Raw genomic sequence first — 23,674 nt, 5'->3', positions numbered from 1 at the left:
ATGGACGGCAATTTGAATATCCTGACGGCGACTACCGTGTTGGCAGCTGTAGGGGGCGTCGAAATGTGCGTGTATCAGGATTCGACGGCATTACTACAGCGTGGGCATTGCGTGCAGGTGCTGTATGAACGCGATGGAAAACAACGTGCCGTGCTCGAGGACGCGGGCGCACGCGTCGACGGCCCCTTCCGGTTCGGCTTCGATCCCAGACATGCCCTGCGTGACCTGGGTCGATTCTGGCCTGTCGCCAAACTGGTTCGTAAATCGCGCGCCAACGTGTTGTGGCTCAACCGTCCTGAACATATTATTTGGGCTCAGGTCGTGGCCAGATTTGCGGGAATTCCGATTGTTTGTCACCTGCACCACGCTCCGAATTTCCGTTTGACCCGTCTCTTGAACGTAGGGGTTTCCCATTTCATCGCCGTCTCCCGATTTGAACGAAAGCAGTGGATCGACCGGGGCATTCAGCAGGAACGAATTACCGTGTTACATAATGCGATTTTGCCGACGGACTATCCCGTGGGTGATCGCGAGGAACAGCAGAACGCACGTCAAGGGCTGGGCATTGACCGAGATCTGCGCGTGGCGCTGTTCTGTGGGCGGATCACCGCGGGCAAGGGGGTTTTGACGTTGATCGAAGCCTGGCGACGCCTCGACTATGCGCCAGGACGGGCGCTCCTCGTGCTGGCCGGTCCGTTGGATACAACGGATGCTCCAGCTGTGGAGCATGCTCTCGCCGGGCTGACTCCTGGCAGCTACCGCCTGTTCCCCGCGCAATCACAGGTTCTGCCGTTCCTGCATGCCTCCGATATCATCGTGGTCCCTTCGCTGGACGCCGAGCCCTTTGGCCGCGTCGTTATCGAAGGGATGGCAACCGGTCGACCGGTCATCGCTTCCCGCAACGGCGGCATCCCAGAGATCCTGTTCGGAACCATGGAACGGTTCCTGGTCACGCCAGGCGCCGTTACAGAGTTCGTGGCGCAGATTGATGCGCTCCTCGATTGGCGCCGCACCGAGCCGCGGCTCGGTGCGGCCTGCCATGCGTGGGTCGAAGCGAACTTTCCCTATGCCGAGCACGTGAACAGCCTCGAGCAACTGCTTCAGCGATACCGGCGGGTAAGAAAACCCGGCCGTCTCACTGGCAGTCGTCGTACGTCGAAACTGGTGGTTTGACCTATGGAATGTAGTTGTAGATCGTGGCCCAGTCGATCAGTAGGTGGCCGCTCGTCGATTCCGCCGGCGTCACGCCGGTCGTGGCGACCTGCATCACCCAATGCATTGGCTTGGTGGGAATGTTTGTTGTCGTCGAACCGACGACGGTGCCATCGATGATGAAGCTGAGCTGCTGCGGTGTCCAATCGATGGTGTACGTGTGCCAGTCGGAGTATTTTGCCGAAGTGTTGACGACTAGGCAGTTATTAGACGGGCTGCCGAGACAGTGATTGTAACCCTTCACGACGTCCGTGAGTCCGCTCTCCGGAAAGTCGATCTCACCATCGTTCCAGTTGTTGCTGTCAGGCCAGAGCAGAAAGCCCGTGCCATAACCAGCGGCCGGGTCGGCCTTCATCCGCACGCTGAAGCGCCCATAAACTTGGCCGCCCCACTGACCGTTCACGAGGGGGACCGGGGCCGCGCCGAGGGGACGACCGTTTTTCGTGTGCAGGAACAGATCCAAGTTACCGTTCTGAGCCGAAATGATTCGCTGGTCGTAGTCGCCCATTTTCGAGGTATCGGTGAATCCGGTGTAACTGAGCCATTTCGATCCATACGATCCGGGGAACGAACCTCGTGCCAGCGGTGCCGTGAAATCTTCGGTGAAGGTCTGCTTCCAACCGGTGAGATCCCCGACCGGCATGGCGACGCCGCTCGGGTTTGTGATCGTGGGCACCGGAGCTGGATTCGTGTTCGCCGCTGCCACGGTGAAGTATCGGACCGGGCCAATGTCGGTCCAGCTGCCGCCCACGTTCACGCAGGGCCAGTAGCTGTAGGTACCCGCAGCGAATGTGGCAGTTTTGGCGAAGGAAGTACCCGTGCTGGTAATGCGCACATTGGACTTCGGCGGAAAGTCGACGTTTACCTTCGACGCACTGCGAGCACAGATTCCAAGTTGTGTGGCGGTGACGGACTGGCTACTGGCCATTCGTGCGGTCGCACGCACGGAGGTTCCGGTTACGGTTGCCGTCACGTTCGTAGCCGTGTAGCTCGTGGCCGCGGCGGCCGGACTTGTCGCGGTCAGGCTCAATGCGAGCAGAATGCCCGCGGTCAATGCGGCGGTCAGCGTGCGGGCATGCCGAATCGTGCCTTGATATCTGGATATGGTGATGCTCCTCGCTTGGTCATGACTACTAGAGACCAAGCCCATGGCCGACAATCGGCCCGCCGTCGGAACCTCGGATGGTTCCCTGTCTCCAACGCGCTTTGCTCGAATTTTCTCCGCAAAAGAGACGCGTTTTCTTTCGTGAAAATGAACCTAACACGGTCTCGAGCGTCGTGGGTAGAAATTTTTTACGGATTCTCGGTACTCCGTTTCCTTTCCCGTTCTCACCGTTTTCCTGCCGACCGTCGAGCTTCACCTGCTGGTCGATACGCCGGACGCTATGAAGGAGTCTGTCCATGAAATCACCCCAACTCACCGCGCCGCCGGTTGACGGTATCGCTGGTGAGATTTCGTCGCCTCGCACTATGCGTCAGGCAAGCTCGCTGCGTGCGCCGACCGGCCTCGGCCTACGGGACGGTGGTCAGGTACTCCTGACCGCCCGTGCGCGGCTCTGGATCGCCGCCACGGTGCTGATGACCCTACTGATTGCTGCGGTAGCGACCGTTTTTGACCTTGGTCCACTGCGTACCGTGACGGTGAGCCTGTTCCTGCTGGTCGAACTGGGCATTGCCCCGATTCTCCTAATCGGTCGGATATCCGTTCTCTGGTTCGCATTGTTGTCGGTCGTGACGAGTCTGGCCACGACTACCAGTATCGGTTTCGTGATGTCGGTGACCCACCTGTGGTACCCAGTTGAAGCGCTCGGGATCGTGATTACCGCGACAATTCTGTTGCTCGCGCTGTCGTTCCGGCGAGATCTTGTCCTGGCGCGTGGTGCGGGTCGGGAAACTCATCCAGCCGCACGCACTCCCAGTGGACCGGTGTTCCCGGTCTCGTTCCTGACTCCGGCTCGGTTGATCGCAGCCGGGACCGCCGTAGGGTTGATCCTGGTCATCGTCGCAGCGGCCAGCGCTCCTGGGAACCCATCGCCCGGAGGCCTGTTCAGATTACTCGGCCCTGCCTGGTACCTGGGACTGGGCGTCATCGTTCTCTGCGTGGTCGTCGCCTATCGACTGCGGACGAATCCGGTCGTTCCCATCGTCACGTTGTCCGCGGTCGTTGTGCTGTCCCAGGCTATTACGTATGGCACGCCTGCCGTAATGTCGGCAGCCAGGCACATCGGCATCGTCTCCTACATTCGTGTCAATCAGGGCGCACAACCGGAGTTGGATATCTATCAGGCGTGGTCGGGACTGTTCGCCGGTATTGCGTGGCTGTGTGACGCCGCGGGCATCGCAGATCCGATCGGCGTGGCGACCTGGTGGCCCGTATTGCTCAGCCCGGCGCTCACGCTCGGTGTTGCAGCACTCGCGAGTCGCTGGCTGTCTGGTCCCTTTCGCATCTGGTTTGCAGCCGTGGTGTTCACGCTCACCAGCACCCTCAACATCATCTATTTTTCCCCGCAATCGGTCGGCCTGCTGTTTTCGCTCACGATATTCGCTCTCGCAGTCGTACCGCGCCGGATTGGAAAACGCGGGTCATTCGGGCAAATGCGACCACTCGGATATGGGCGGCTGGGCCTCATCTTCCTACTCTCCTGCGCGATGGCGGTGTCACACCAGATTTCGCCCTATCTCACGGTGGCGGGGCTTGTGGTGCTGGCTCTCTTTGGCTACGTACGACCCTGGTGGACTTCACTGCTGGTGCTTGCCCCGGCACTGGGCTGGGCCGCCCTCAACTGGGGAGTTCTGGGCCGATTCATCTTCCTGGGCGCCATCGGTCGGTTTTGGGAGAACCTTCAACCGCCGGAGCATACTTTCACGCAACTTCCGATACCCCTCGTAACGAAACTCACTTTCTACGGCCCCGCCCTGTTCCTCGTTATTATCGGGGTGCTCGCAATAATCTGCGTCGTGCGGGTGCGTACTCGGTACGTCTTCGCGCTACTGGCCGCAGCGGCCAGTTCGGTCAGCTTGTTTGCCGTCACAAACTACGGTCAGGAGGGTGTCTTTCGGGTCTCGTTGTTCGCCGCACCCTGGCTTGCCATACTCGTGGCTGGCCTGGCATGGCGTGGTCGAGGGGTGGCCAATCGTCACCGTGGGAACCGCTGGTGGCCACTCTGGTCCGCTCGAACGTGGACTACGGCAGGACTGTCGGTGACGCTCGTTGCGCTGCTGGGCATGAACGTTTATGGACAGACAGCCCTGGACTGGAATCGAGTGATGGCCCGCGATACCGTCGAAGCGCTCAATGTCTACGAAGCGACGGCCCCTGACGGCGCAATGATGATGCTGACCGGAACGGGCAATGCCACCCCACAGGGCGGCAGTTCACGCTATCTGAGCCTCGGCTATCTATCCCGCGAAGCACTCGGCGGATACCCGTCGGGATCCGCCGACTATGACGCGGATGCCGACGTCGTGCTGCTCACGAAAAGTCTCGTGGCGGACTGGCCGGCAACGCGGCATTACGCCCTGATATCGGAATCGATCGGCGCGTACGACGAACGCTATGGGTTTCAGAGTTATGCGCACTATCAGGATTTGTCGGCGGCAATGGCAGCATCCGGACTCTGGGTACCAATCTTTACCGGAGAGACAACAACGCTCTACCAACTGCGCACATCGGAGGCGCCAATCAGCTAGCCCCGTCGGCGAGCACGCTTAGTCGTGGCCGCTGTGAACCGGGTGCATTCGCCTGGTTTGCAGCGGCTGCAGTCCGTGCCGCGCCGGTAGTGTTCGTGGGCGTCACGTTCGTGACCGCAGGTGCACAGCGTGTCCAATGGCGTGCCACTGGCGCCGGCGCTGGCGCTGTTCCTGCTCTCAGCTGCTTCAGTCATGTGAGGCTCTCTTTCCGGGTTCTCCAACGAGCCACTTTACGAACCAACACCTGCGCAGGCGTGACCCTTGCACAGTTGGGGATATAAATGAACCCCCAGTTGGGTGGCTTGTCACGTATTACTACAGCGATATCCTGAGACTGATCGGTGAGTAATGCTCACCGAGTAGTCCGGGGCGCATCGTTGCCGATGCTGCTGGGCCTTTTCCTGAATACCGCAACCCGAAAGCTGACAGGACACACTTATGAAGGATAACTCCGCAGCACCCACGCACCATAACCCGCGCATTTCCATCGTCATTCCTGCTCGAAACGAAGCGCGAAATCTTGAAGTGATCTTGCCCATGCTCCCTCTCGTACACCAGGTGATTCTGGTCGACGGCGCATCCGTCGACGGCACAGCCGATGTCGCTCGTCGGGTGCTTCCCAAAATCGAGGTCATTCATCAGACGCGGCGGGGCAAGGGCAACGCGCTCGCCTGCGGTTTTGCCGCAGCGACCGGGGACATTATCGTCATGTTCGATGCGGATGGTTCGGCGGACAGTGCCGAGATTCCGGCATTTATTGCGGCGCTGACCGCTGGCGCCGACGTGGCCAAAGGGAGTCGGTTTCGTCCAGGAGGAGGAAGCCACGACATTACCCGATTCCGTGGCCTGGGCAATCACTGTCTCAATCTCCTGACGAATATTCTGCTGCGCACCCGCTATACCGACCTGTGTTACGGCTACAACGCTTTCTGGCGGGACATTCTTCCCTATCTCGACCTTCCCGACGTCACCCTCAAGCAGCGCTCAGACGGTCGCATGATTTGGGGTGATGGGTTCGAAATCGAGACCATTCTCACCTGCCGAATGGCGGCTGCCGGCCTGATCGTCACCGAAGTGGCCAGCTTCGAAAAACTGCGCATTCACGGCGTGAGTAACCTCAACGCTGTCAGTGATGGACTGCGCGTGCTCAAGACGATTCTGGACGAACATCGACGAGCGCGCCGCGCCGGCCCGGCCCGGTCGATTGAACGCACCCGCGTCCCCGCGATCCGCTCCGTGCCTGCCGTTCACCTGACCCTGGTGTCGAACCCCGCTGAGGAAGCTGCATGAGCGCTACACCACGTGACGTCAGCATCATCATTTGCGCGTACACCCAACTACGTTGGAATGACATCGTTGCCTCGGTCACGTCAGCGATCGATCAACCAGAAGCGGCCGAAGTCATTCTGGTGGTCGACCACGAAGAGACACTCCTTAAACAAGCCCAGATGCGCTGGCCAGAACTCTGCGTTATCCCCAATACCGAGCGTCAGGGACTGTCGGGAGCGCGCAATACCGGGGTTGCCGCGGCGCGGGGCCGAATCGTGGCGTTCCTCGACGACGATGCCGCTGCCGCTGACGACTGGCTGAGCTGGTTGGCGCGGCCGTTCACTGATCCCAACGTCGCCGCAGTCGGTGGCCGAGCCGATCCCGTCTGGCCAGACGCATACGCGCTACGAATCCTCCCACCGGAACTGTTCTGGATCGTCGGCTGCAGTTATCGGGGCCTGCCCACCACGCAGTCGGATGTCCGCAACATTATTGGCTGTTCAATGGCCTTCCGGCGCGAAATCCTGATCAACCTCGGTGGTTTCAACGTCGACACCGGCCGGGTCGGTCGGGTTCCGCTCGGCTGTGAGGAAACTGAACTGTGTATTCGGGTTCATCAAGCGGATGCGACGGCGCGTGTCGTTTACGAACCGCGCGCCATGGTGCGTCATCAGGTGAGTACGGACCGCACCGGCTGGTCGTACCTGATTCAGCGGAGCTTCTTCGAAGGCATCTCCAAGGCCGTACTGAGCCGGCACCTCGGTTCGGGTGATGCCCTCGCATCGGAGGCGTCGTACACGATACGAGTTCTCCCACGGGGAATCGTTCGGGAACTCGGCAGTGTCGGCCGGGGTGGCGCTGCCCGCGCAGCGGCCATCGTCCTATCCCTCATGGCGGCCGGTACCGGATATCTCCGGGGCACCCTGGGCCATCACAGCGGGACGGTGCTCGCACCGACACCTGCTCGTCCAGCCCCGAGCGCCCGGGTCGTTGGGACACCTTCGGTCATCACCCCCAACAGCCCTGAAGCGGCACGTATTCGGTCGCGCGAGACTGCGCGATGAACCGGCAGGTACTCCAGCCGGCCATGGCAAGCGAGCAGGGTCCGGACTGGCCGGGGGCCGTCTGGGTCGGAGAGATCGACGCGGCGACGATTGCGGCGGGCGACGCGGCGGCATCCGTTCTGCTGGCCTGTTCTGCGGGATACTCCCGGGCGCGTTTGCTCGTGCGTGACGGCGCCCGAATTCGTGGCTTTATCGACGTGCCGATAGAACAGGGGAAGGTGGGCTGCGACGTCATGCGCGACCGTATCGCCGATCTTGCGCCGGCGCCCGACGTCTGGACTCCCCACGCGCTTCCGACCTTCACGGTGGTGGTGTGCACCCGGGATCGCCCAGCGATGCTGCGCGAGGCGCTCCGCTCCATCGTGAAATTGGACTATCCGTATTTCTCCGTCATCGTGGTCGACAACGCATCGGCCACCAGCGCAACCCAGGATCTGGTCGCCCACGAATTTCAGTCGGGTCTCGTCACTGTTGTGGTCGAGCCGGTGCCGGGCCTGTCGCGTGCGCGCAATGCCGGACTCCGACACGCCACCGGGGAATTTGTGGCCTATACCGACGACGATGTAGTGGTGGATCGGAACTGGCTGCGTGGACTCGCGGCCGGCTTCGCACGCGGCGATGACGTCGATTGTGTCTGTGGGCTGGTTCCAAGTGGCGAGCTGCGCACCGAGGTGCAGTTCTACTTCGATGGCAAGGTCACCTGGTCGCGCAACCTGTGCCCGCGAAAGTTCAGCCTCGCGAGCCCACCGATCGACCTCCCGACCTTTCCGTTTTCGGTCGGAGAGTTTGGCACCGGGGCGAATTTTGCGCTGCGCCGCGTCCGCGGCCTGGCCCTCGGTGGATTCGACACGGCCTTTGGCGTGGGAACCCGCACCGGCGGCGGCGAAGACCTCGACCTATTCACCCGGGTGTTGTTTTCCGGGCGCAGCCTGGTGGTGGAACCGGCGGCGATTGTCTGGCACCGCCACCGCGACGACCTCGCCGCCCTGCGCATCCAGGCACGCGGCTACGGAATCGGCCTCGGCGCGTGGTTGACGAAGGTAGCACTGAACTCACGAACGGCCGTTCTGGCGGTGGCCCGATGCCGATCGGCCTTTTCCGTTCTTTACGCGAAAGCTCCCCAACGGATACCCGACCCCGGTGTGCAGACCCTCGCGGGAGTCGGCTGGTACGAGATCATCTGCATCGCGCAGGGTCCGTGGCAGTACTTTCGGCAACGCTGGGCCGGTGAAGGCGTGCTGCCGGTCGCGCTGCGATGCTCGGCGCACGACACCGAGCTCGCGATGCGCGGGGAAGGAGTCCCAACAGTGGGATAATTGGATGTGCCTGTCTACCGAGATGAAGCCGTCGTGCTGCGCACCCACAAGCTGGGTGAAGCCGACCGCATCGTCACCATGCTCACTCGGCAACACGGCAAGGTGCGCGCCGTCGCCAAGGGAGTGCGGCGCACCGGCTCCAAATTCGGGGCCAGGCTCGAGCCCTTCATGGTCGCCGACGTGCAGCTTTATGAGGGCCGCAGCCTCGATATCATCACCCAGGCGGAGTCACTCGGCTCGTATGGCGCCCTGATCACCGCCGATTACGGCAGCTACACCGCCGCGAGCGTGATGGTCGAGACCGCCGACAAACTCACCGAATCCGAGGGGTCGCTCCAGCAATACCTGCTGCTCGTCGGCGCGCTGCGATCGCTGTCCCGACAGGAACACGGTTCCCACCTCACCCTCAACTCCTACCTGCTGCGTGCCGTGTCGATGGCTGGCTGGGCACCGAGCTTTCAGGACTGCGCCCGGTGCGGCGCGCTCGGCGAGCTCAGCGCGGGAGGTCAACACAGCGCCATGGTCGTGCAGATGGGCGGCATCGTCTGCGACGAATGTGCCGCACCCGGATCGCCCCGGCTTGATGGGGAGACCATCGACCTGCTGAGTGCATTGCTGACCGGCGATTGGGAGCACGCCGCCGAGTCACCCGAACGCGCCCAGAGCCAGGCGGCCGGCGTCGTCGCCGCCTACACCCAGTGGCACCTGGGCCGCGGGCTGCGCTCGCTGGAACACGTCGCTCGATGATGGCGAGCCTGTTCGGTCTCAAAGGTTCAGCGCACGCCCCGCTCACCCACCGCGACGCTGTCGCGTTCAAACCGCTCGACTGGACCGGCCTGTACCCGCCCGAGCTGCCCCGCAAGGTCGTGCCGGAGCACATCGCTGTCGTCATGGACGGCAACGGCCGCTGGGCCAACGGGCAGGGCCTCACCCGCATTGAGGGTCACAAGGCCGGCGAGGCCGCCCTGCTGGACGTCGTCGCCGGGGCCATCCAGATCGGCGTCAAACATCTCAGCGTGTATGCCTTCTCCACCGAGAATTGGAAGCGTTCGCCCGCGGAAGTACGTTTTCTCATGGGCTTCAACCGTGACGTGCTGCACCGCCGCCGCGATCAACTCAACGAGTGGGGCGTGCGTATCAGGTGGGCCGGGCGCAAACCGAAGCTGTGGGCATCCGTTATCAACGAACTGCAGTTCGCCGAGCGGCTCACCGCCGGCAACGATGTGCTCACCCTCACCATGTGCGTGAACTACGGCGGTCGCACCGAAATAGCGGATGCCGTGCGCGCTCTGGCCGAGGACGTCGCCGCCGGCAGACTGAAGCCGTCCGGTATCACCGAGAAGGCCATCGCCCGGCAGTTGTACGTGCCGGAACTGCCCGACGTCGACCTGTTCGTGCGCAGCTCGGGGGAGCAGCGCACGAGCAACTTTCTGCTCTGGCAAAGCGCCTACGCAGAGATGGTCTTTCTCGACACGTTATGGCCGGATTTCACTCGGGTCGACCTTTGGCACGCTATTGAGCTCTACGCTTCGCGCAACCGCCGCTATGGCGGCGCAGTCGACACTCCCATGGCCTGAACGCCGCCGGCAATAGTGTGCACCGGGGAATACGCAGACACGAGCCCCCGTTGTGCTCACAGTGACTGACACGAATATGAGCGCTGCGACCGCATCCACGACAAGCCCACTAACCGGCGTCGACCCCATCAAGGTCGACATCTGGTCGGATGTGCAGTGCCCCTGGTGCTACATCGGTAAACGCAAGTTCGAGGAGGGCGCAGCCCAATTCGACGGCACCGTTGAGGTGGAATATCACAGCTTCGAGCTTTCGCCCGACACCCCGGTTGACTACGCCGGCACACCGTCTGAGTACCTGAGCGAGGCAAAAGGCATGTCTGCCGGCCAGGTCGCCGAGATGCTCGAGCGTGTCACCGGCATTGCGAAGAGCGTGGGCCTGCACTACGACTACGACTCGGTGCACCAGACCAATACGGTCATCTCCCACGAATTGTTGCATTACGCCAAGGCACACGGTCGCCAAATCGACATGAAAGAGCGTCTGCTGAAGGCATACTTCGTCGATGGGCGTCATATTGGCCGAATCGAGGATCTGGCCGATCTGGCCGCGGAAATCGGCCTTGGTCGCGCGGACGTCGTGCGGGCGCTGACCGCGCACGACTTCCTGGCCGACGTGAAAGCGGATGTCGCGCTGGCTACTGAGTACGGCATCCAGGGAGTTCCGTTCTTCGTCATCGATGGCAAGTACGGCATCTCCGGCGCGCAGGATCCTGCTACTTTTACCCAGGCTCTCAACCAGATACTCACCGAAAGATCAGAGGAAAAAATCGCATGAGCGACACCAACACCGCCATCGTCCCGCCGGCGGACACCGAACCAGCCGGTCGACCCACCATCCAACTCCTCGGACAAACCGAAGCGAATACCGACGAGGCTGCCGGTTCGTGCTGCGGCGGCGGCTGCTGCAGCTGATCTAGACCCGGCGCGCACAGGCGCAGCTGTCGCACGGTCCATTTCCTGCGGCAGCTGCGCTTTTGTATGCCGTGTGGCCTGCCGCCGCGGCCGATTCGCGGATCCTCTGCTATCTGGGAGAATTGACCCAACATGACTTCACGCACCCCCGCAATCGGTGAGCCGGCGCCATCAGCGGTCGAACCGCTGAGAATAGGCCCACTCACGCTCGACGTGCCTGTGGTGCTCGCGCCGATGGCCGGTATCACCAACACGGCGTTCCGCCGGCTGTGCCGCGAATACGGTGCCGGACTGTTCGTCAGCGAGATGATCACCTCTCGCGCACTCGTGGAGCGCAACGCCGAGACGATGCGGCTGATCACCCACCACGAGAGTGAAACGACCCGTTCCATCCAGCTGTACGGCGTCGACCCGAAAACCGTGTCCGAGGCCGTGACCATGCTCGTCGCGGAGGACCGCGCCGATCACATCGACCTCAATTTCGGCTGTCCGGTACCCAAGGTCACCCGCAAGGGCGGGGGAGCGGCCCTGCCCTGGAAGATCGGTCTGTTTCGTCAGATCGTCGAAGCTGCCGTCACCGCGGCCGGCCCGATTCCCCTGACCGTGAAGATGCGTAAGGGCATCGACGCCGACCATCTGACCTATATCGAGGCCGGCAAGGCCGCTGCCGGGGCCGGCGTATCATCCATCGCCCTGCACGGGCGCACGGCAGCCGAGTTCTACTCCGGCCACGCCGACTGGTCGGCCATCGAAAAGCTCAAGAATGCCATCAGCGACGTGCCGGTACTCGGCAACGGCGACATCTGGTCAGCCGACGACGCCCTGCGTATGGTTCGTGAGACCGGATGCGACGGCGTCGTTGTCGGGCGCGGATGCCTGGGCCGTCCGTGGCTGTTCGGCGACCTCGCTGCGGCATTTCGCGGCCAGCAACTCAAAGCCGAACCCGGCCTCGGCCAGGTCATCAACGCCTTCCGCCGCCACGCTGAACTGCTCACCGAATACTTCGATAGCGAAGACCGCGCCTGCCGCGACATCCGCAAGCATGTTGCCTGGTACTTCAAGGGTTACCCGGTGGGCGGCGACCTGCGCGCGAGCCTCGCCATGGTGCAATCCCTGGCGCAGCTCGACGACCTGCTCGGTACCCTCGACGCCTCGTTGCCCTACCCGGGCGCCGATGTCGAGGGGCCGCGTGGTCGCGCGGGAACACCGAAGAAACCGTCGCTGCCCGAGCATTGGCTCGAGTCGCAGGATCTTGTCGGTGCGCAACGACTGAATCTGACCGAGGGCGAAGGGGATACCAGCGGTGGCTAACAAAACCGGATACAGCGAGACCGACGAGGCGCGTTGGCTTCCTGAGGAGCATTATTCGCGGCGCAGCGACTTCGCCCGCGACCGGGCACGCCTGCTGCACTCGAGCGCCCTGCGCCGCCTCGCGGCCAAGACGCAGGTGCTCAGTCCAACGGCGGGGCTCGACTTCGCCCGAAATCGGCTCACCCACTCGCTCGAGGTCGCTCAGGTCGGGCGAGAGATTGCGTCCCGCCTCAACGTCGACCCCGACATCGTCGATACCGCCTGTCTTGCACACGACATCGGGCATCCGCCCTTTGGACACAACGGTGAGAAGGCACTCAGCCTGTGGTCCGAAGACATCGGCGGTTTCGAGGGTAACGCCCAGACCCTGCGTCTGTTGACCCGGCTGGAACCCAAGGTGTTCGGGCCCGATGGTCACAGCTACGGCCTCAACCTCACCCGAGCCAGTCTCGATGCGAGTTGCAAATATCCCTGGCCCGAGAGCTCCTCGGTCTACGACCCGAGCGGGCGCGCCAAGTTCGGGTTCTACCAGGATGACATTGCCGCGTTCGAGTGGCTGCGCGCCGGAGCGCCCGACCGCCGGCTCTGCATCGAAGCCGAGGTGATGGATCTCTCCGACGATATCGCATACAGCGTGCACGACTTTGAAGACGCGATCGTCAACGGCTACGTCGACGTGGCGGCCCTGAGCAGCCGCACCGACCATGACGAACTCTTGGCCACCATGTCAGAGTGGATCGGCGACGCCACCAGCGCCGACGACCTCGCGACCGCATTCAACCGTCTCGACTCTCTCGATGGCTGGATGGAGTCCTGGACCGCCGGACGCCGCGACCAGGGTCGGCTCAAGAACCTGACGAGCCAGCTCATCGGTCGTTTCAGCGGTGCAGCCGTGCACGCCACTAAGGAGGCGCACCCCGGCGCGAATATGCTGCGCTTCGGGGCTAACGTGGTCGTGCCGCGCGAGATCCAGGCCGAAATCGCGGTTCTCAAAGGTATCGTGGCGGCATTTGTGATGACCCGCAACACCCGCAAGCCCATCTACGTGCAGCAGCGGCAGGTGCTCACCATGCTGGCTGAAACCCTGCACCAGTCTGGCGACGAGCACCTTGACCCGGGCTTTCGCGAAGACTGGCATGCTGCCGCCGATGATGCCGCCCGGAAGCGCGTCATCGTCGACCAGGTCGCCAGCCTCACCGACCAGTCAGCACTGGCCTGGTACGAACGCCTGGTGCAGGGCTAAAAACTCCCCCTTCTGACACCCCCCTCCCGACACCCCTCTGTGGACGGGGCCCGGGCCCGGGCCGTGGGCCCAGTCTATAAACTGGGCCCACGGTCCGAACATGGGCCCGGGAACGGGCGACGAAGCCCGTCGCCCCGGGACGATAGAATTTAGGCATGGCTGGACTGATTCGACAAAGTGATATCGAAGAGGTCAAGGCCCGCACCAATATCGCCGACATCGTCGGTGATTACGTCACCCTGAAGTCCGCGGGTGTCGGCTCGATGAAGGGTCTCTGCCCCTTTCACGACGAACGCAGCCCGAGCTTTCACGTACGTCCCCAGGTGGGTTTCTACCACTGCTTCGGCTGTGGTGAGAGCGGTGATGTTTACTCCTTCCTGCAGAAAATGGACCACGTCAGCTTCAGTGAGGCCGTCGAACGCCTGGCCGGTCGGGTCGGCCTCGACCTGCACTACGAAGACGGTTCCGGCGCAGCTCCCGACCACGGTAATCGTGCGCGACTGCTCGCTGCCAATCAGGCAGCATCCGATTTCTTCATTGAACAGCTCGGCAGTACGGGTGCCGAGGTCGGCCGCGCCTTCCTGGGCCAACGCGGATTCGACGCCAACGCCGCAACTCGATTCGGGGTTGGGTTCGCCCCGAAAAGTTGGGACGAACTGACCAACCACCTGCGTGGTCGCGGGTTTACCACCGAAGAACTCACCCTGTCCGGCTTGGTCTCCAGTGGCGACCGCGGCATCTACGACCGCTTCCGTGGTCGCCTGGTGTGGCCGATTCGAGACATCACTGGGCAGACCATCGGCTTCGGCGCCCGCAAGTTGCTCGAGGACGACAAGGGCCCCAAGTACCTCAATACGCCCGAGTCTCCCGTGTACCACAAGGCCCAGGTGCTCTATGGCCTCGACCTGGCCAAGCGTGATATCTCGCGCAGCCACCAGGTCGTGGTCGTCGAAGGCTACACCGACGTCATGGCCTGCCACCTGGCCGGAATCACCACGGCCGTCGCTACCTGCGGCACCTCATTCGGTGTCGACCACATCAAGGTGCTGCGCCGTGTGCTCGGTGATGATTCGGGCGTTGGCGAGGTCGTCTTCACATTCGACCCGGATGCCGCCGGCCAGAAGGCCGCGATGCGCGCCTTCAGCGAAGAGCAGCGGTTCTCCGCGCAGACTTATGTGGCCGTCGGCCCGGAAGGACTCGACCCCTGCGACCTGCGGCTGCAACGCGGTGACGACGCCGTACGGCGGCTGGTCGACTCGAAGAAGCCGATGTTCGAGTTCATGATTCGGCAGATTCTCTCTCAGTACAATCTCGACACCGTCGAGGGCCGGACGGCGGCCCTGCGTGCCGCGGCCCCCGTGGTCGGCGATATTCGCGACCCCGTGCTGCGCCCCGGCTATACCCGCGAACTCTCCCGCATGCTGGGAGTCGACATGGGCGAAGTGGCCAAGGCGGTGACGAATGCCCAGTCCGGGGCACGCGCCGCAGCGAGCGGCGCACCGAACGCGCCGCGCCACGCCGGCACGATCGAAGTCCTGCCTGAGCGCCCGTTCTCGCTGCTCGAATTGCCCGGCGACCCGGTCACCCGGCTCGAGCGCGATGGCCTCATGGCGATGCTTCAGCGACCGACACTGATCGGCAGAGACATCCTTGACAGCGCGGTGCAGACATCCTTTGCGAATACGTCGCTCGCGGTCGTGCGCGATGCCATCGCCGCGAGTCTCGCTCATTTCGATGCGCCAGACTGGCTCGAGCGGGTGGTCTCCGAGGTGCCTGACACCTTCAAGAACCTCGTGCAGGAGCTCGCCATGGCGAATCTTCCCGAGCGCACCGAGAAAGATGTCGCCCGGTACGTACGCGACATCACGATCGTGCTCATTGACAAAGACCTGCTCAGGCTCAAGGCAGAATTGCTCGGGCGCCTCCAGCGAGCGGATGCCGCCGACACCGAGATGTACCGCGCTCTTCAGCGCGAACTCGTGCGGGTCGAGGCCGAGCGCCGCGCTCTTCGCGAAGAATGACTGTGCAACCGGAATGTTTGGTATACCCGCCAGCAAAGCGCAGCAAGGAACTTCAACCTGCAACACTTGAGACTGAGTTTGTTGCAGATATGTAAAGAAGCTGCGACAGATCGTTGCTATTTGCGACTTCTATGCTAACTCTTGGCTAACAGCAAGGAACAGCTGCGCTCTGTTCGAGCGTTTCTGATCTAAGAACTTCTAGAGGAAGAGGACGACGGATATGACATCCGCATTCACTAACGGCAAGCGCGCTCTCGCTGCCACAGCCGGACTGACCGCCGCGGCGCTCGTTCTGGCCGGCTGCGCTTCGGGCGGTTCTACCCCCAACGCCGGGGGCACTATCATCCTCGGTACGACCGACAAGGTCACCACCCTCGACCCCGCTGGTTCTTATGATGCTGGATCGTTCAATGTTCAGCTGCAGGTGTTCCCCTTTCTCATGAACACGCCATACGGCAGCTCCGAAGTCGAACCCGACATCGCCACCAAGGCGGAGTTCACCTCGCCGACGGAATATACCGTCACCCTCAAGCCCGACCTCACCTGGGCCAACGGCAATGCCCTCACCTCATCGGACGTGAAATTCAGCTTTGATCGCCAGCTCGCGATCGCTGCCGATAACGGCCCGTCATCGCTTCTCTACAACCTTGCGAGCACCGCGGCCGTGGACGACACCACGGTTGTCTTCACCCTCAAGGCTGCCAACGATCAGATCTTCCCCCAGATCCTGTCGAGCCCGGCCGGTCCCATCGTCGATGAAGAATCTTTCTCGGCCACGGAACTGACCGCCGACGACGACATCGTCGCCGCCAAGGCCTTCGCCGGACAGTATGAAATTGCGAGCTACGACTTCAATAACATCATCTCGTACAAGAAATTCGAAGGATACCAAGGGCTCTGGGGCGCCGCGAAGAACGACGGCGTCAACGTGAAGTACTTCACCGACTCGTCAAACCTCAAGCTTGAGGTTCAGGAGGGCAGCGTGGACGTCGCTCTGCGCAGCCTGTCAGCTACCGACATTGACGACCTCCGCGGCAACGACAATGTGTCTGTTCTGGACGGCCCCGGTGGCGAGATCCGGTACATCACCTTCAACTTCAACACGCAGCCGTACGGAGCGACGACCGCCGAGGCCGACCCGGCCAAAGCACTAGCCGTGCGTCAGGCAGTGGCAGATATCGTCGACCGCGACGAGCTCGCCGACCAGGTCTACAAGGGCACCTACACCCCGCTGTATTCCTATGTTCCCAATGGCTTGACCGGTGCGAACGAGTCCCTCAAGGGCCTCTACGGCGACGGATCGGGTGCGCCTGACCTCGACAAGGCTAAAGCGACCCTGGAGGCCGCCGGAGTGAGCGTTCCAGTCGATTTCAGCCTGCAGTACAACACCGACCACTACGGTCCCGGATCAAGCGACGAGTACGCGCTGATCAAGGATCAGCTCGATTCGTCCGGCCTGTTCAACGTCTCCCTGCAGTCGACCGAATACGTGCAGTACGTCAAGGACCGTACCACTGACGTGTATCCCGCGTACCAGCTCGGCTGGTTCCCGGACTACACCGACGCCGACAATTACCTGACACCGTTCTTCCTGACCAACAACTTCATCAAGAACCACTACAGCGACCCGGAAGTCAACGACCTGATCCTGAAGCAGGCCGTCACGGTTGACCCGGCAGAGCGCACCGCTCTCATCGGTGAGATCCAGGACAAAGTCGCGGCCCAGCTGTCGACTCTCCCGCTGCTGCAGGGTTCACAGGTCGCGGTGACCGGTACGGATATCACCGGCACCAAGGACACGCTCGACGATTCCTTCAAATTCCGCTACGGAGCGCTCTCCAAGGGATAATCGGCACGTCGACTAAAGTTTTCTAGTCAGATCACCGGGGGTGTTCAGCGCGAATTCGCTGGATGCCCCCGATTCTTTTGCAATCGTGAGGTAGTTATGTCCACTGTGGCCTTGAAGCCATCCGCGCCGACCGGGGGACGTGCTTCGAAGAAGAAGCCCAGTCAGGAGGGCGGAATCGGTCGATATCTGCTGATTCGGTTTCTTCTCATCATTCCCACGATTTTCATCCTGGTCACCATGGTGTTCTGGCTCATGCGCGCAACGGGCGACCCCATCACGGCAGCTCTTGGTGGCCGTCTTGCGCCTGAGCAGCTGGCCGAACGCATCCACGAGGCTGGCTACGACCGCCCTATCCTGGTGCAATATTTCGAGTACCTCGGCCACATCTTCACCGGCAATTTCGGCACCACGATCAGCACCAACCGGCCAGTCTCCGAGGTTCTCCTCACCTACGGGGCGGCGACTGCTGAGCTGGTCTTTTATTCCCTTCTGGTGGCACTCATCGTCGGAATCCCGCTCGGTATGGTCGCGGCTTACTGGCGCGACAAGGCACCGGATGCCGTCCTGCGCGTGTTCGCCATCCTCTGCTACGCCACACCGGTATTCTTCGCCGGACTCCTGCTCAAGCTGGTCTTCGCCGTGTGGCTCAAGGTGCTCCCCGTAGCAGGGAGAGCCACGACCGGCTCCGAACTGGAAATGGGGTTCCTGCCCAATAAGACCGGCGTCTACACGATCGACGCTCTGCAAACCGGTGACCCCGCGGTCTTCGGGGATGTTCTGGCCCACGCTGTGCTCCCCGCACTGGCCCTCGGGCTACTGACGGCTGGCGTCTTCCTACGGCTCGTGCGCACCAACGTCATCGGCACTCTGGGCACCGACTATGTGGATGCCGCCCGCTCGCGTGGTGTCAATGAATATCGGCTGGTGAGCAAGCACGCCTACCGACCAGCGCTCATCCCCATCATCACCGTCATCGGCCTGCAGATCGCACTACTGCTCGGTGGCGCAGTACTGACCGAAACCACCTTCGAGTGGAAGGGACTGGGATTCATCCTGATTGAATTCATCAAAGCCCGCGACTTCGTGGCCGTGCAGGGCATCGTCGCACTGCTCGCCGTCATCGTTGCCCTGTCCAACTTCATCGTGGACATCATCGCCGCGCTCATCGACCCGAGAGTGCGGTATTGATCATGACAACGCTCACTGAAACCACTCTCTCACCCCGGGCTCCGCTGTGGACCCGCCTGCCCGTCGTGCATCAACTCCGCCAGAGCGTCGGCCTGCAACGCGGCATGCTCGTGGCCGGCCTCGTCATCACCGGCGTCTTCATTCTGACCGCAATCTTCGCGCCACTGCTCGCGCCGTACGGCTACAGCCAGCTGCGCGATGACAGCGGCTCCTTCGGCGCCCAGCAGACACCCGGCGGCTCACATCTGCTCGGTACTACCGTCGGAGGCTACGACGTGCTTTCCCGTGTTATCTGGGGCTCGCAGACCGCGATCACCGTGATGGTCATCGCCGTCGTACTGTCTATCTTTGCCGGCGTAGCCCTCGGCCTCGTCTCGGGGTACTTCGGCGGATGGCTCGACCGGGTGCTCGTCGTTATCTGCGACGCCGTTTACGCCTTTCCGGCGCTGCTGCTGGCGATCGTTATGGGCATCGTCATCTCTGGCGGCCGCTCCGGCCTGTGGGGCGGAATATTCGCTGCCGCGATCTCGATCACCGTTGTCTTCATTCCGCAGTACTTTCGAGTGATTCGCGCTGAAACCGTACGCATCAAAGCTGAGGCCTACGTGGAGTCGGCCCGGGTGCTCGGTGCGAGCAACGGACGCATCATGTTTCGCCATGTTTTGCGGAACGCCACGCGAACCCTGCCCCTTATCTTTACGCTGAACGCTTCCGAGGCGCTGTTGACACTGGCTGGCCTAGGCTTCATCGGCTTTGGCATTGAGCCATCCTCAGCCGCCGAGTGGGGCTACGACCTGAACAAATCACTGTCCGACGTCTCAAGCGGTATCTGGTGGACGAGCCTGTTCCCGGGGCTTGCCATCGTGCTTGTCGTTCTCGGCATCACCCTGGTCGGCGAGAGCCTGAACGACCTCGCCGACCCACGACTGCGCAGTCGACGTGCTCCAGGCAAAACCGCCGCCACCAGCGTCGTGCCCGGCGGAACCCTGAATGCCGGACCTGGCGGTATCGACGGGCTTGAGGCCAGCTCGCCGGCTTCCGACCAACACTCGAACGACGACCCATTCGAGGCCAAATAATGAGATCCCTGCCCGACGTCGTCCGCATCGACAACCTCAATGTGACCTTTGCCACCGATGGCGGGGCGGTCACGGCCGTCGACGGGGTATCGCTGCGCGTCGCTCCCGGTGAGATTCTCGCCATCGTGGGGGAGAGCGGCAGCGGCAAGACCGTTACCGCCAAGACCATTCTGGGCCTGCTCCCGGATACGGCGATCGCCCATGGTGCCGTGATTCTGAGCAGCAAGGATGGCTCCAACTCGAACGACGTTCTCGCCGTGAGCAAGCAGAAGCTGCGCCAGCTGCGGGGAGCGGACGTTTCGATGGTGTTCCAGGAGCCGTCTACAGCGCTGAACCCCGTGTACACCGTCGGCTGGCAGATCGCGGAGGGCATTCGCGCCCATGGTGAGTTCAGCCGCAAAGAAGCCCGCGCCAAGGCGATTGAGATTCTCGGCCGGGTCGGAATCCCCGACCCCGAGAGCCGCGTCGACTACTACCCACACCAGTTCTCGGGCGGGCAGAAACAGCGCGTGGTCATCGCTATGGCCCTCGTGCTCGACCCCGGGCTGATCGTCGCCGATGAACCGACCACCGCCCTCGACGTGACAGTGCAGGCCGAGATTCTCGACCTGCTGCGACGCTGCCGCGACGAATTCGGCAGTGCGATTGTGCTGATCACCCACAACATGGGCGTGGTCGCCGACCTCGCCGACCGCGTGGTCGTCATGTACGAGGGCAAAATCGTCGAAGAGGCCCCCGCTCAGGAGCTGTTCTCGAACCCGCAGCACGACTACACCAAACGACTGCTCGGCTCGGTGCCGCACGTCGGTCAGGGCACGACGCGGGCCACCGCAAGGCTTGAGGCTCGCGAGGCTCACTGGGCAGCAGCTAAGCCGGTCGTTGTCGCCGACAACCTGAAAATTCAGTACCCAGGTCGGCTCGGCAAACCTGGTTTCACCGCCGTCGATGGAGTGAGCTTCACCATTCGTCCGGGCGAGGTACTCGGCCTGGTCGGTGAGAGCGGATCGGGCAAGACCACGATCGGGCGGGCCATGGGCGGGCTGACCCGGGTGACTGGTGGATCCCTCACCGTGCTCGGCCATGAGATGAACGGATTCAAGGAACGCGCCTTCAAGAAGGTGCGCAGTGACATCGGTTTCGTCTTTCAGGACCCGGCATCGAGCTTCAATCCGCTACTCACGATCGCTGAGTGCGTGGCCGAACCGCTCGTCGTACACGGACGTGCGGCCAACCCCCGTGCCGCCCGTAGGCGCGTCAACGAGCTGCTTGAGGCGGTCCAGCTGCCGCGCGCATTCGGTGACCGCTACCCGCATGAGCTCAGCGGTGGACAGCGTCAGCGCGCGAGCCTAGCTCGCGGACTCGCGCTGGAGCCGAGCCTGCTCATCGCGGACGAGCCGACCAGCGCGCTCGACGTGTCGGTGCAGTCGAAGGTGCTCGAGCTCTTCGCTGAGCTGCAGAAAGAGTTTGGCTTCGCTGCGCTGTTCATCAGCCACGACCTTGCCGTCGTCGATATTCTCGCCGACCGCATTGCCGTGCTCTACCAGGGAAAACTGGTCGAGGAAGGAACCGGCGCCGAAGTACTCGGTGCCCCGAAGGACGCCTACACCCAGCGGCTGCTGGCCTCGCTTCCGGTTCCTGATCCGGTGGCACAGGCTCTGCGGAGGGACGAACTCCGCATCCTGCGTGCGGCAGGATAGATCGAATGAGGCATGGCGCGGCATCCGTTCCGCCGATTCAAACGAGCGATCTGACCATCGAATACCCGCCGCACGGGGCGAGCCCGGCGTTCGTCGCGGTGCACGGGTTCACCCTGCGCATCGCGACGGGGGAAGTCGTGGGTCTGCTCGGTGAGAGCGGCTCGGGTAAAAGCACCCTCGCCCGGGTGCTCTCCGGTGACGCATTCGTGAACGATGCCGCCGGCATCCGTCCGCAGATCACCGGGGGAGAGGCGACCGTGCTCGGGTTCGAGCTGCGCCGTATCAGCAAGCGCAAGCTGACCCGGCTCACCTTCGGAGTGGGGCTGCTGGCCCAGGATGCCGCCGATACCCTGCCGTCGACCATGACGGTGGCCGAGATTGTCGCCGAACCGGTACTCGAGCGGGATCGACGCTACAACCGTCGTGCGCTCGGTGCCCAGGTGGCCACCATGATCGATGCGGTGCGCCTTCCGCTGGCTCTTCTCGGTCAGTATCCCTATGAGCTCTCGAGTGGTCAACGACAGCGGGTAGCGTTGGCCCGGGCGCTCGTATTCGGTCCGGCCCTGTTGATCGCTGACGAGCCCACAGCGGGCGTTGATGTACTGGTACGGGACGCCGTGATTGACCTGATCAGCGAATTGCAGCAGGAGCGATCCTTCTCCGCGTTAGTGATCAGCTCCGACCTGGCCGTGCTGCAGCGCGTCACCAGTCGCATCGGTGTCATGCACCAGGGCGTGCTGGTCGGTCTCGGCACCATCGACGACGTCTTTCGAGACCCCTGGCACCCGTATGTCCGTGGACTCGCCGCAGCCTTGCAGCCTCCCACAGACACTGCCGTCGTCGATGATGTGGGCAGCGTCGAGGTTGGCGACATCAGCGGTGAAACCGGTGGCGTGGCCGGGAACTGATCTGGGTCGCGACCGATCGCATCCGCTGTGAAGCGTGATCGATCGCGACCGGTCCGACACGCCCGACCGGCTTTTGGCGCACCAGACTGCTCAACTGTTGCCCGTGGCCCATTTTTCGTGGCCTGCAAAGGCTTTTCGGTGGTCAAAATGAGAAGTTAGAGCCCATCGGCAGTCGTCGTGGTTTTGGCGCAACAAGAAATCTTGGTAAAGTAGCAACGCTGTTCCAGTATTCCTCGATAGCTCAATTGGCAGAGCAGCGCACTGTTAATGCGCAGGTTCTTGGTTCGAGTCCAAGTCGGGGAGCGAAAGGCCACTCAGGGCTCCACCCCGGGTGGCCTTTTTTGTCGGTACGTTTTTGTTTCGACAGAAGGTTTTTTCACCTCTAATAATGCGTCATGGTTTCGGCACAAGAAACGGCGGTCAGCAGTGGATTTCTCGCAACTTCTGGTACCGGCACTCGGTGTACTATCCGGGGCGCTGCTCGTGTTGTGGACCATTTCAGTGCTGCGCTCACGTCGGGTCTTCTTCGATCGCAATGCCGCTGAACGTGTGCGCATTGAACTGGAACTCTCCCTCGCCGAGCAACAGGGGCGCCTGGCCATCATTCGGGAGTTGCAGGATGGCGCAGTGCTCACCATTGCCCGCCTCGTCACGCGGGCCGAGGGCGCCCGCTACATGGCGGAGAGCGATCCTTCAACGGCCGTGCGCGCCGCCACGGCGCTCGTTGATGATGGTCGGGTGGCCCTCGCTGACATGCGTCGCGTGCTCACAATCGTGCGCGAGGGCGAAACGGTCGGGGCCTTACAGCCAGGCCCGCAGTCAACCCGCGACCTGTTTCGCGTGATGCGCGACGCTGGTCTGGTGGTCGGTTTCATCGAATCGGGCGAACGATTCGCGCTCAAGGCTGGTGCCGAGCTGGCCATCTTCCGAATTTTGCAGAGCGCCCTCTCAAACGCGCTCAAGCACGGCGGCGTTGGAACCGAAGCGCGCGTGTCGTTCACCTGGACCAGGGACGGCTTGCAGCTGCTCGTCGACGATGACGGTATCCGCGCCGCAGCCCGCCGGGACGGCAAGGAAGCCGGCGAACAGGCCGCACGCACCCCGTACACGATCGAGGACGACCTCAAGGCCCTCAGCGAGAGCATCGCCGGCCCCGGCATCACGCAGATGCGGGAGCGCGCGCAGCTCTTCGGCGGTGTCTTCAACGCCGGAACGGTACCCGGGCTGGGTTTCTCGGTATCGGCCGTGTTCCCATCCCTGCGCTTTCACAACGGCGTGCACGGTGTAGACCTCGGCCGGTGACCTCGGTACCGCTCGCAGTGCCTGATACTCGGGCTG

At 62.6% G+C, this 23,674-nt stretch carries 19 protein-coding genes and 1 tRNA gene; 19 read left to right on the top strand and 1 reads right to left on the bottom strand.

The window, feature by feature from the left end:
* Positions 1 to 1,173: a glycosyltransferase family 4 protein gene (locus CXY74_RS15480; RefSeq protein ID WP_104201257.1), complete on the top strand. Its 1,173-nt coding sequence runs from the start codon at positions 1 to 3 to the stop codon at positions 1,171 to 1,173.
* Between the two features lies 1 nt (position 1,174).
* Here the strand turns inward: CXY74_RS15480 and CXY74_RS15475 are convergent, their stop codons facing one another.
* A complete protein-coding gene (locus CXY74_RS15475; protein ID WP_158252380.1) occupies positions 1,175 to 2,266 on the bottom strand; it encodes a glycoside hydrolase family 16 protein in 1,092 nt (363 codons plus the stop codon).
* Positions 2,267 to 2,613: 347 nt separating this feature from the next.
* Between CXY74_RS15475 and CXY74_RS15470 the strand changes: the two genes are divergently transcribed.
* The 18 genes from CXY74_RS15470 (at position 2,614) to CXY74_RS15390 (ending at position 23,638) form a co-directional block, all read left to right on the top strand.
* Positions 2,614 to 4,902 carry a hypothetical protein gene (locus tag CXY74_RS15470; RefSeq protein WP_104201255.1) on the top strand — a complete coding sequence of 763 codons (2,289 nt, stop codon included), beginning with the start codon at positions 2,614 to 2,616 and terminating at the stop codon, positions 4,900 to 4,902.
* 438 nt (positions 4,903 to 5,340) lie between these two features.
* Positions 5,341 to 6,192, top strand: coding sequence for a glycosyltransferase family 2 protein (locus CXY74_RS15465; RefSeq protein ID WP_104201254.1), 852 nt, complete (start codon positions 5,341 to 5,343; stop codon positions 6,190 to 6,192).
* Positions 6,189 to 7,235: a glycosyltransferase family 2 protein gene (locus CXY74_RS15460; RefSeq protein WP_104201253.1), complete on the top strand. Its 1,047-nt coding sequence runs from the start codon at positions 6,189 to 6,191 to the stop codon at positions 7,233 to 7,235. Before CXY74_RS15465 ends, CXY74_RS15460 begins: the two co-directional genes overlap by 4 nt.
* Complete coding sequence (locus tag CXY74_RS15455; RefSeq protein WP_104201252.1) at positions 7,232 to 8,551, top strand: glycosyltransferase family 2 protein; 1,320 nt, start codon at positions 7,232 to 7,234, stop codon at positions 8,549 to 8,551. Before CXY74_RS15460 ends, CXY74_RS15455 begins: the two co-directional genes overlap by 4 nt.
* Before the next feature lie 6 nt (positions 8,552 to 8,557).
* Entirely contained in the window at positions 8,558 to 9,298 is a 741-nt protein-coding gene (gene recO, locus CXY74_RS15450; protein WP_104201533.1) for a DNA repair protein RecO, read from the top strand.
* Positions 9,295 to 10,128, top strand: coding sequence for an isoprenyl transferase (locus CXY74_RS15445; protein WP_233193450.1), 834 nt, complete (start codon positions 9,295 to 9,297; stop codon positions 10,126 to 10,128). Before recO ends, CXY74_RS15445 begins: the two co-directional genes overlap by 4 nt.
* Positions 10,129 to 10,204: 76 nt before the next feature.
* A complete protein-coding gene (locus CXY74_RS15440; RefSeq protein ID WP_104201251.1) occupies positions 10,205 to 10,903 on the top strand; it encodes a DsbA family protein in 699 nt (232 codons plus the stop codon).
* Positions 10,900 to 11,040, top strand: a complete 141-nt coding sequence (locus CXY74_RS17620; protein WP_158252379.1) for a hypothetical protein — start codon at positions 10,900 to 10,902, stop codon at positions 11,038 to 11,040. The genes CXY74_RS15440 and CXY74_RS17620 overlap by 4 nt, the downstream gene beginning before the upstream one ends.
* 132 nt (positions 11,041 to 11,172) lie before the next feature.
* Positions 11,173 to 12,351 (top strand): tRNA dihydrouridine synthase DusB, encoded by a 1,179-nt coding sequence (dusB, locus tag CXY74_RS15435; protein WP_104201250.1) that lies wholly within the window; start codon positions 11,173 to 11,175, stop codon positions 12,349 to 12,351.
* A complete protein-coding gene (locus tag CXY74_RS15430; RefSeq protein WP_104201249.1) occupies positions 12,344 to 13,594 on the top strand; it encodes a deoxyguanosinetriphosphate triphosphohydrolase in 1,251 nt (416 codons plus the stop codon). Before dusB ends, CXY74_RS15430 begins: the two co-directional genes overlap by 8 nt.
* Positions 13,595 to 13,749: 155 nt before the next feature.
* Positions 13,750 to 15,615, top strand: coding sequence for a DNA primase (gene dnaG / locus CXY74_RS15425; protein WP_104201248.1), 1,866 nt, complete (start codon positions 13,750 to 13,752; stop codon positions 15,613 to 15,615).
* Positions 15,616 to 15,835: 220 nt separating this feature from the next.
* Positions 15,836 to 17,464, top strand: coding sequence for an ABC transporter substrate-binding protein (locus tag CXY74_RS15420; RefSeq protein ID WP_104201247.1), 1,629 nt, complete (start codon positions 15,836 to 15,838; stop codon positions 17,462 to 17,464).
* Positions 17,465 to 17,560: 96 nt separating this feature from the next.
* Entirely contained in the window at positions 17,561 to 18,652 is a 1,092-nt protein-coding gene (locus CXY74_RS15415; protein ID WP_104201246.1) for an ABC transporter permease, read from the top strand.
* A gap of 2 nt (positions 18,653 to 18,654) precedes the next feature.
* Positions 18,655 to 19,731, top strand: coding sequence for an ABC transporter permease (locus CXY74_RS15410; RefSeq protein WP_104201245.1), 1,077 nt, complete (start codon positions 18,655 to 18,657; stop codon positions 19,729 to 19,731).
* Positions 19,731 to 21,428 carry an ABC transporter ATP-binding protein gene (locus CXY74_RS15405; protein WP_199183264.1) on the top strand — a complete coding sequence of 566 codons (1,698 nt, stop codon included), beginning with the start codon at positions 19,731 to 19,733 and terminating at the stop codon, positions 21,426 to 21,428. The genes CXY74_RS15410 and CXY74_RS15405 overlap by 1 nt, the downstream gene beginning before the upstream one ends.
* A 5-nt stretch (positions 21,429 to 21,433) precedes the next feature.
* A complete protein-coding gene (locus tag CXY74_RS15400) occupies positions 21,434 to 22,336 on the top strand; it encodes an ATP-binding cassette domain-containing protein (RefSeq protein WP_104201244.1) in 903 nt (300 codons plus the stop codon).
* Between the two features lie 230 nt (positions 22,337 to 22,566).
* Positions 22,567 to 22,639: transfer RNA gene (locus CXY74_RS15395), tRNA-Asn, on the top strand.
* Positions 22,640 to 22,762: 123 nt separating this feature from the next.
* The gene (locus CXY74_RS15390; protein WP_104201243.1) at positions 22,763 to 23,638 is read left to right on the top strand and encodes a sensor histidine kinase; all 876 of its coding nucleotides are present in this window, start codon (positions 22,763 to 22,765) and stop codon (positions 23,636 to 23,638) included.
* Positions 23,639 to 23,674 lie beyond the last annotated feature (36 nt).

The sequence above is a fragment of the Cryobacterium sp. Y29 genome (genome assembly GCF_002929825.1).
GTDB lineage: Bacteria > Actinomycetota > Actinomycetes > Actinomycetales > Microbacteriaceae > Cryobacterium.
The sequence above is the reverse complement of the archived record's forward strand: the minus strand, read 5'-3'. Positions and strand labels throughout refer to the sequence as shown.

Coding starts and splice junctions, on each gene's coding strand:
- CXY74_RS15480 (WP_104201257.1), top strand. CDS start 1: ATGGACGGCAATTTGAATATCCTGACGGCGACTACCGTGTTGGCAGCT.
- CXY74_RS15470 (WP_104201255.1), top strand. CDS start 2,614: ATGAAATCACCCCAACTCACCGCGCCGCCGGTTGACGGTATCGCTGGT.
- CXY74_RS15465 (WP_104201254.1), top strand. CDS start 5,341: ATGAAGGATAACTCCGCAGCACCCACGCACCATAACCCGCGCATTTCC.
- CXY74_RS15460 (WP_104201253.1), top strand. CDS start 6,189: ATGAGCGCTACACCACGTGACGTCAGCATCATCATTTGCGCGTACACC.
- CXY74_RS15455 (WP_104201252.1), top strand. CDS start 7,232: ATGAACCGGCAGGTACTCCAGCCGGCCATGGCAAGCGAGCAGGGTCCG.
- CXY74_RS15445 (WP_233193450.1), top strand. CDS start 9,295: ATGATGGCGAGCCTGTTCGGTCTCAAAGGTTCAGCGCACGCCCCGCTC.
- CXY74_RS15440 (WP_104201251.1), top strand. CDS start 10,205: ATGAGCGCTGCGACCGCATCCACGACAAGCCCACTAACCGGCGTCGAC.
- CXY74_RS17620 (WP_158252379.1), top strand. CDS start 10,900: ATGAGCGACACCAACACCGCCATCGTCCCGCCGGCGGACACCGAACCA.
- dusB (WP_104201250.1), top strand. CDS start 11,173: ATGACTTCACGCACCCCCGCAATCGGTGAGCCGGCGCCATCAGCGGTC.
- dnaG (WP_104201248.1), top strand. CDS start 13,750: ATGGCTGGACTGATTCGACAAAGTGATATCGAAGAGGTCAAGGCCCGC.
- CXY74_RS15420 (WP_104201247.1), top strand. CDS start 15,836: ATGACATCCGCATTCACTAACGGCAAGCGCGCTCTCGCTGCCACAGCC.
- CXY74_RS15415 (WP_104201246.1), top strand. CDS start 17,561: ATGTCCACTGTGGCCTTGAAGCCATCCGCGCCGACCGGGGGACGTGCT.
- CXY74_RS15410 (WP_104201245.1), top strand. CDS start 18,655: ATGACAACGCTCACTGAAACCACTCTCTCACCCCGGGCTCCGCTGTGG.
- CXY74_RS15405 (WP_199183264.1), top strand. CDS start 19,731: ATGAGATCCCTGCCCGACGTCGTCCGCATCGACAACCTCAATGTGACC.
- CXY74_RS15400 (WP_104201244.1), top strand. CDS start 21,434: ATGAGGCATGGCGCGGCATCCGTTCCGCCGATTCAAACGAGCGATCTG.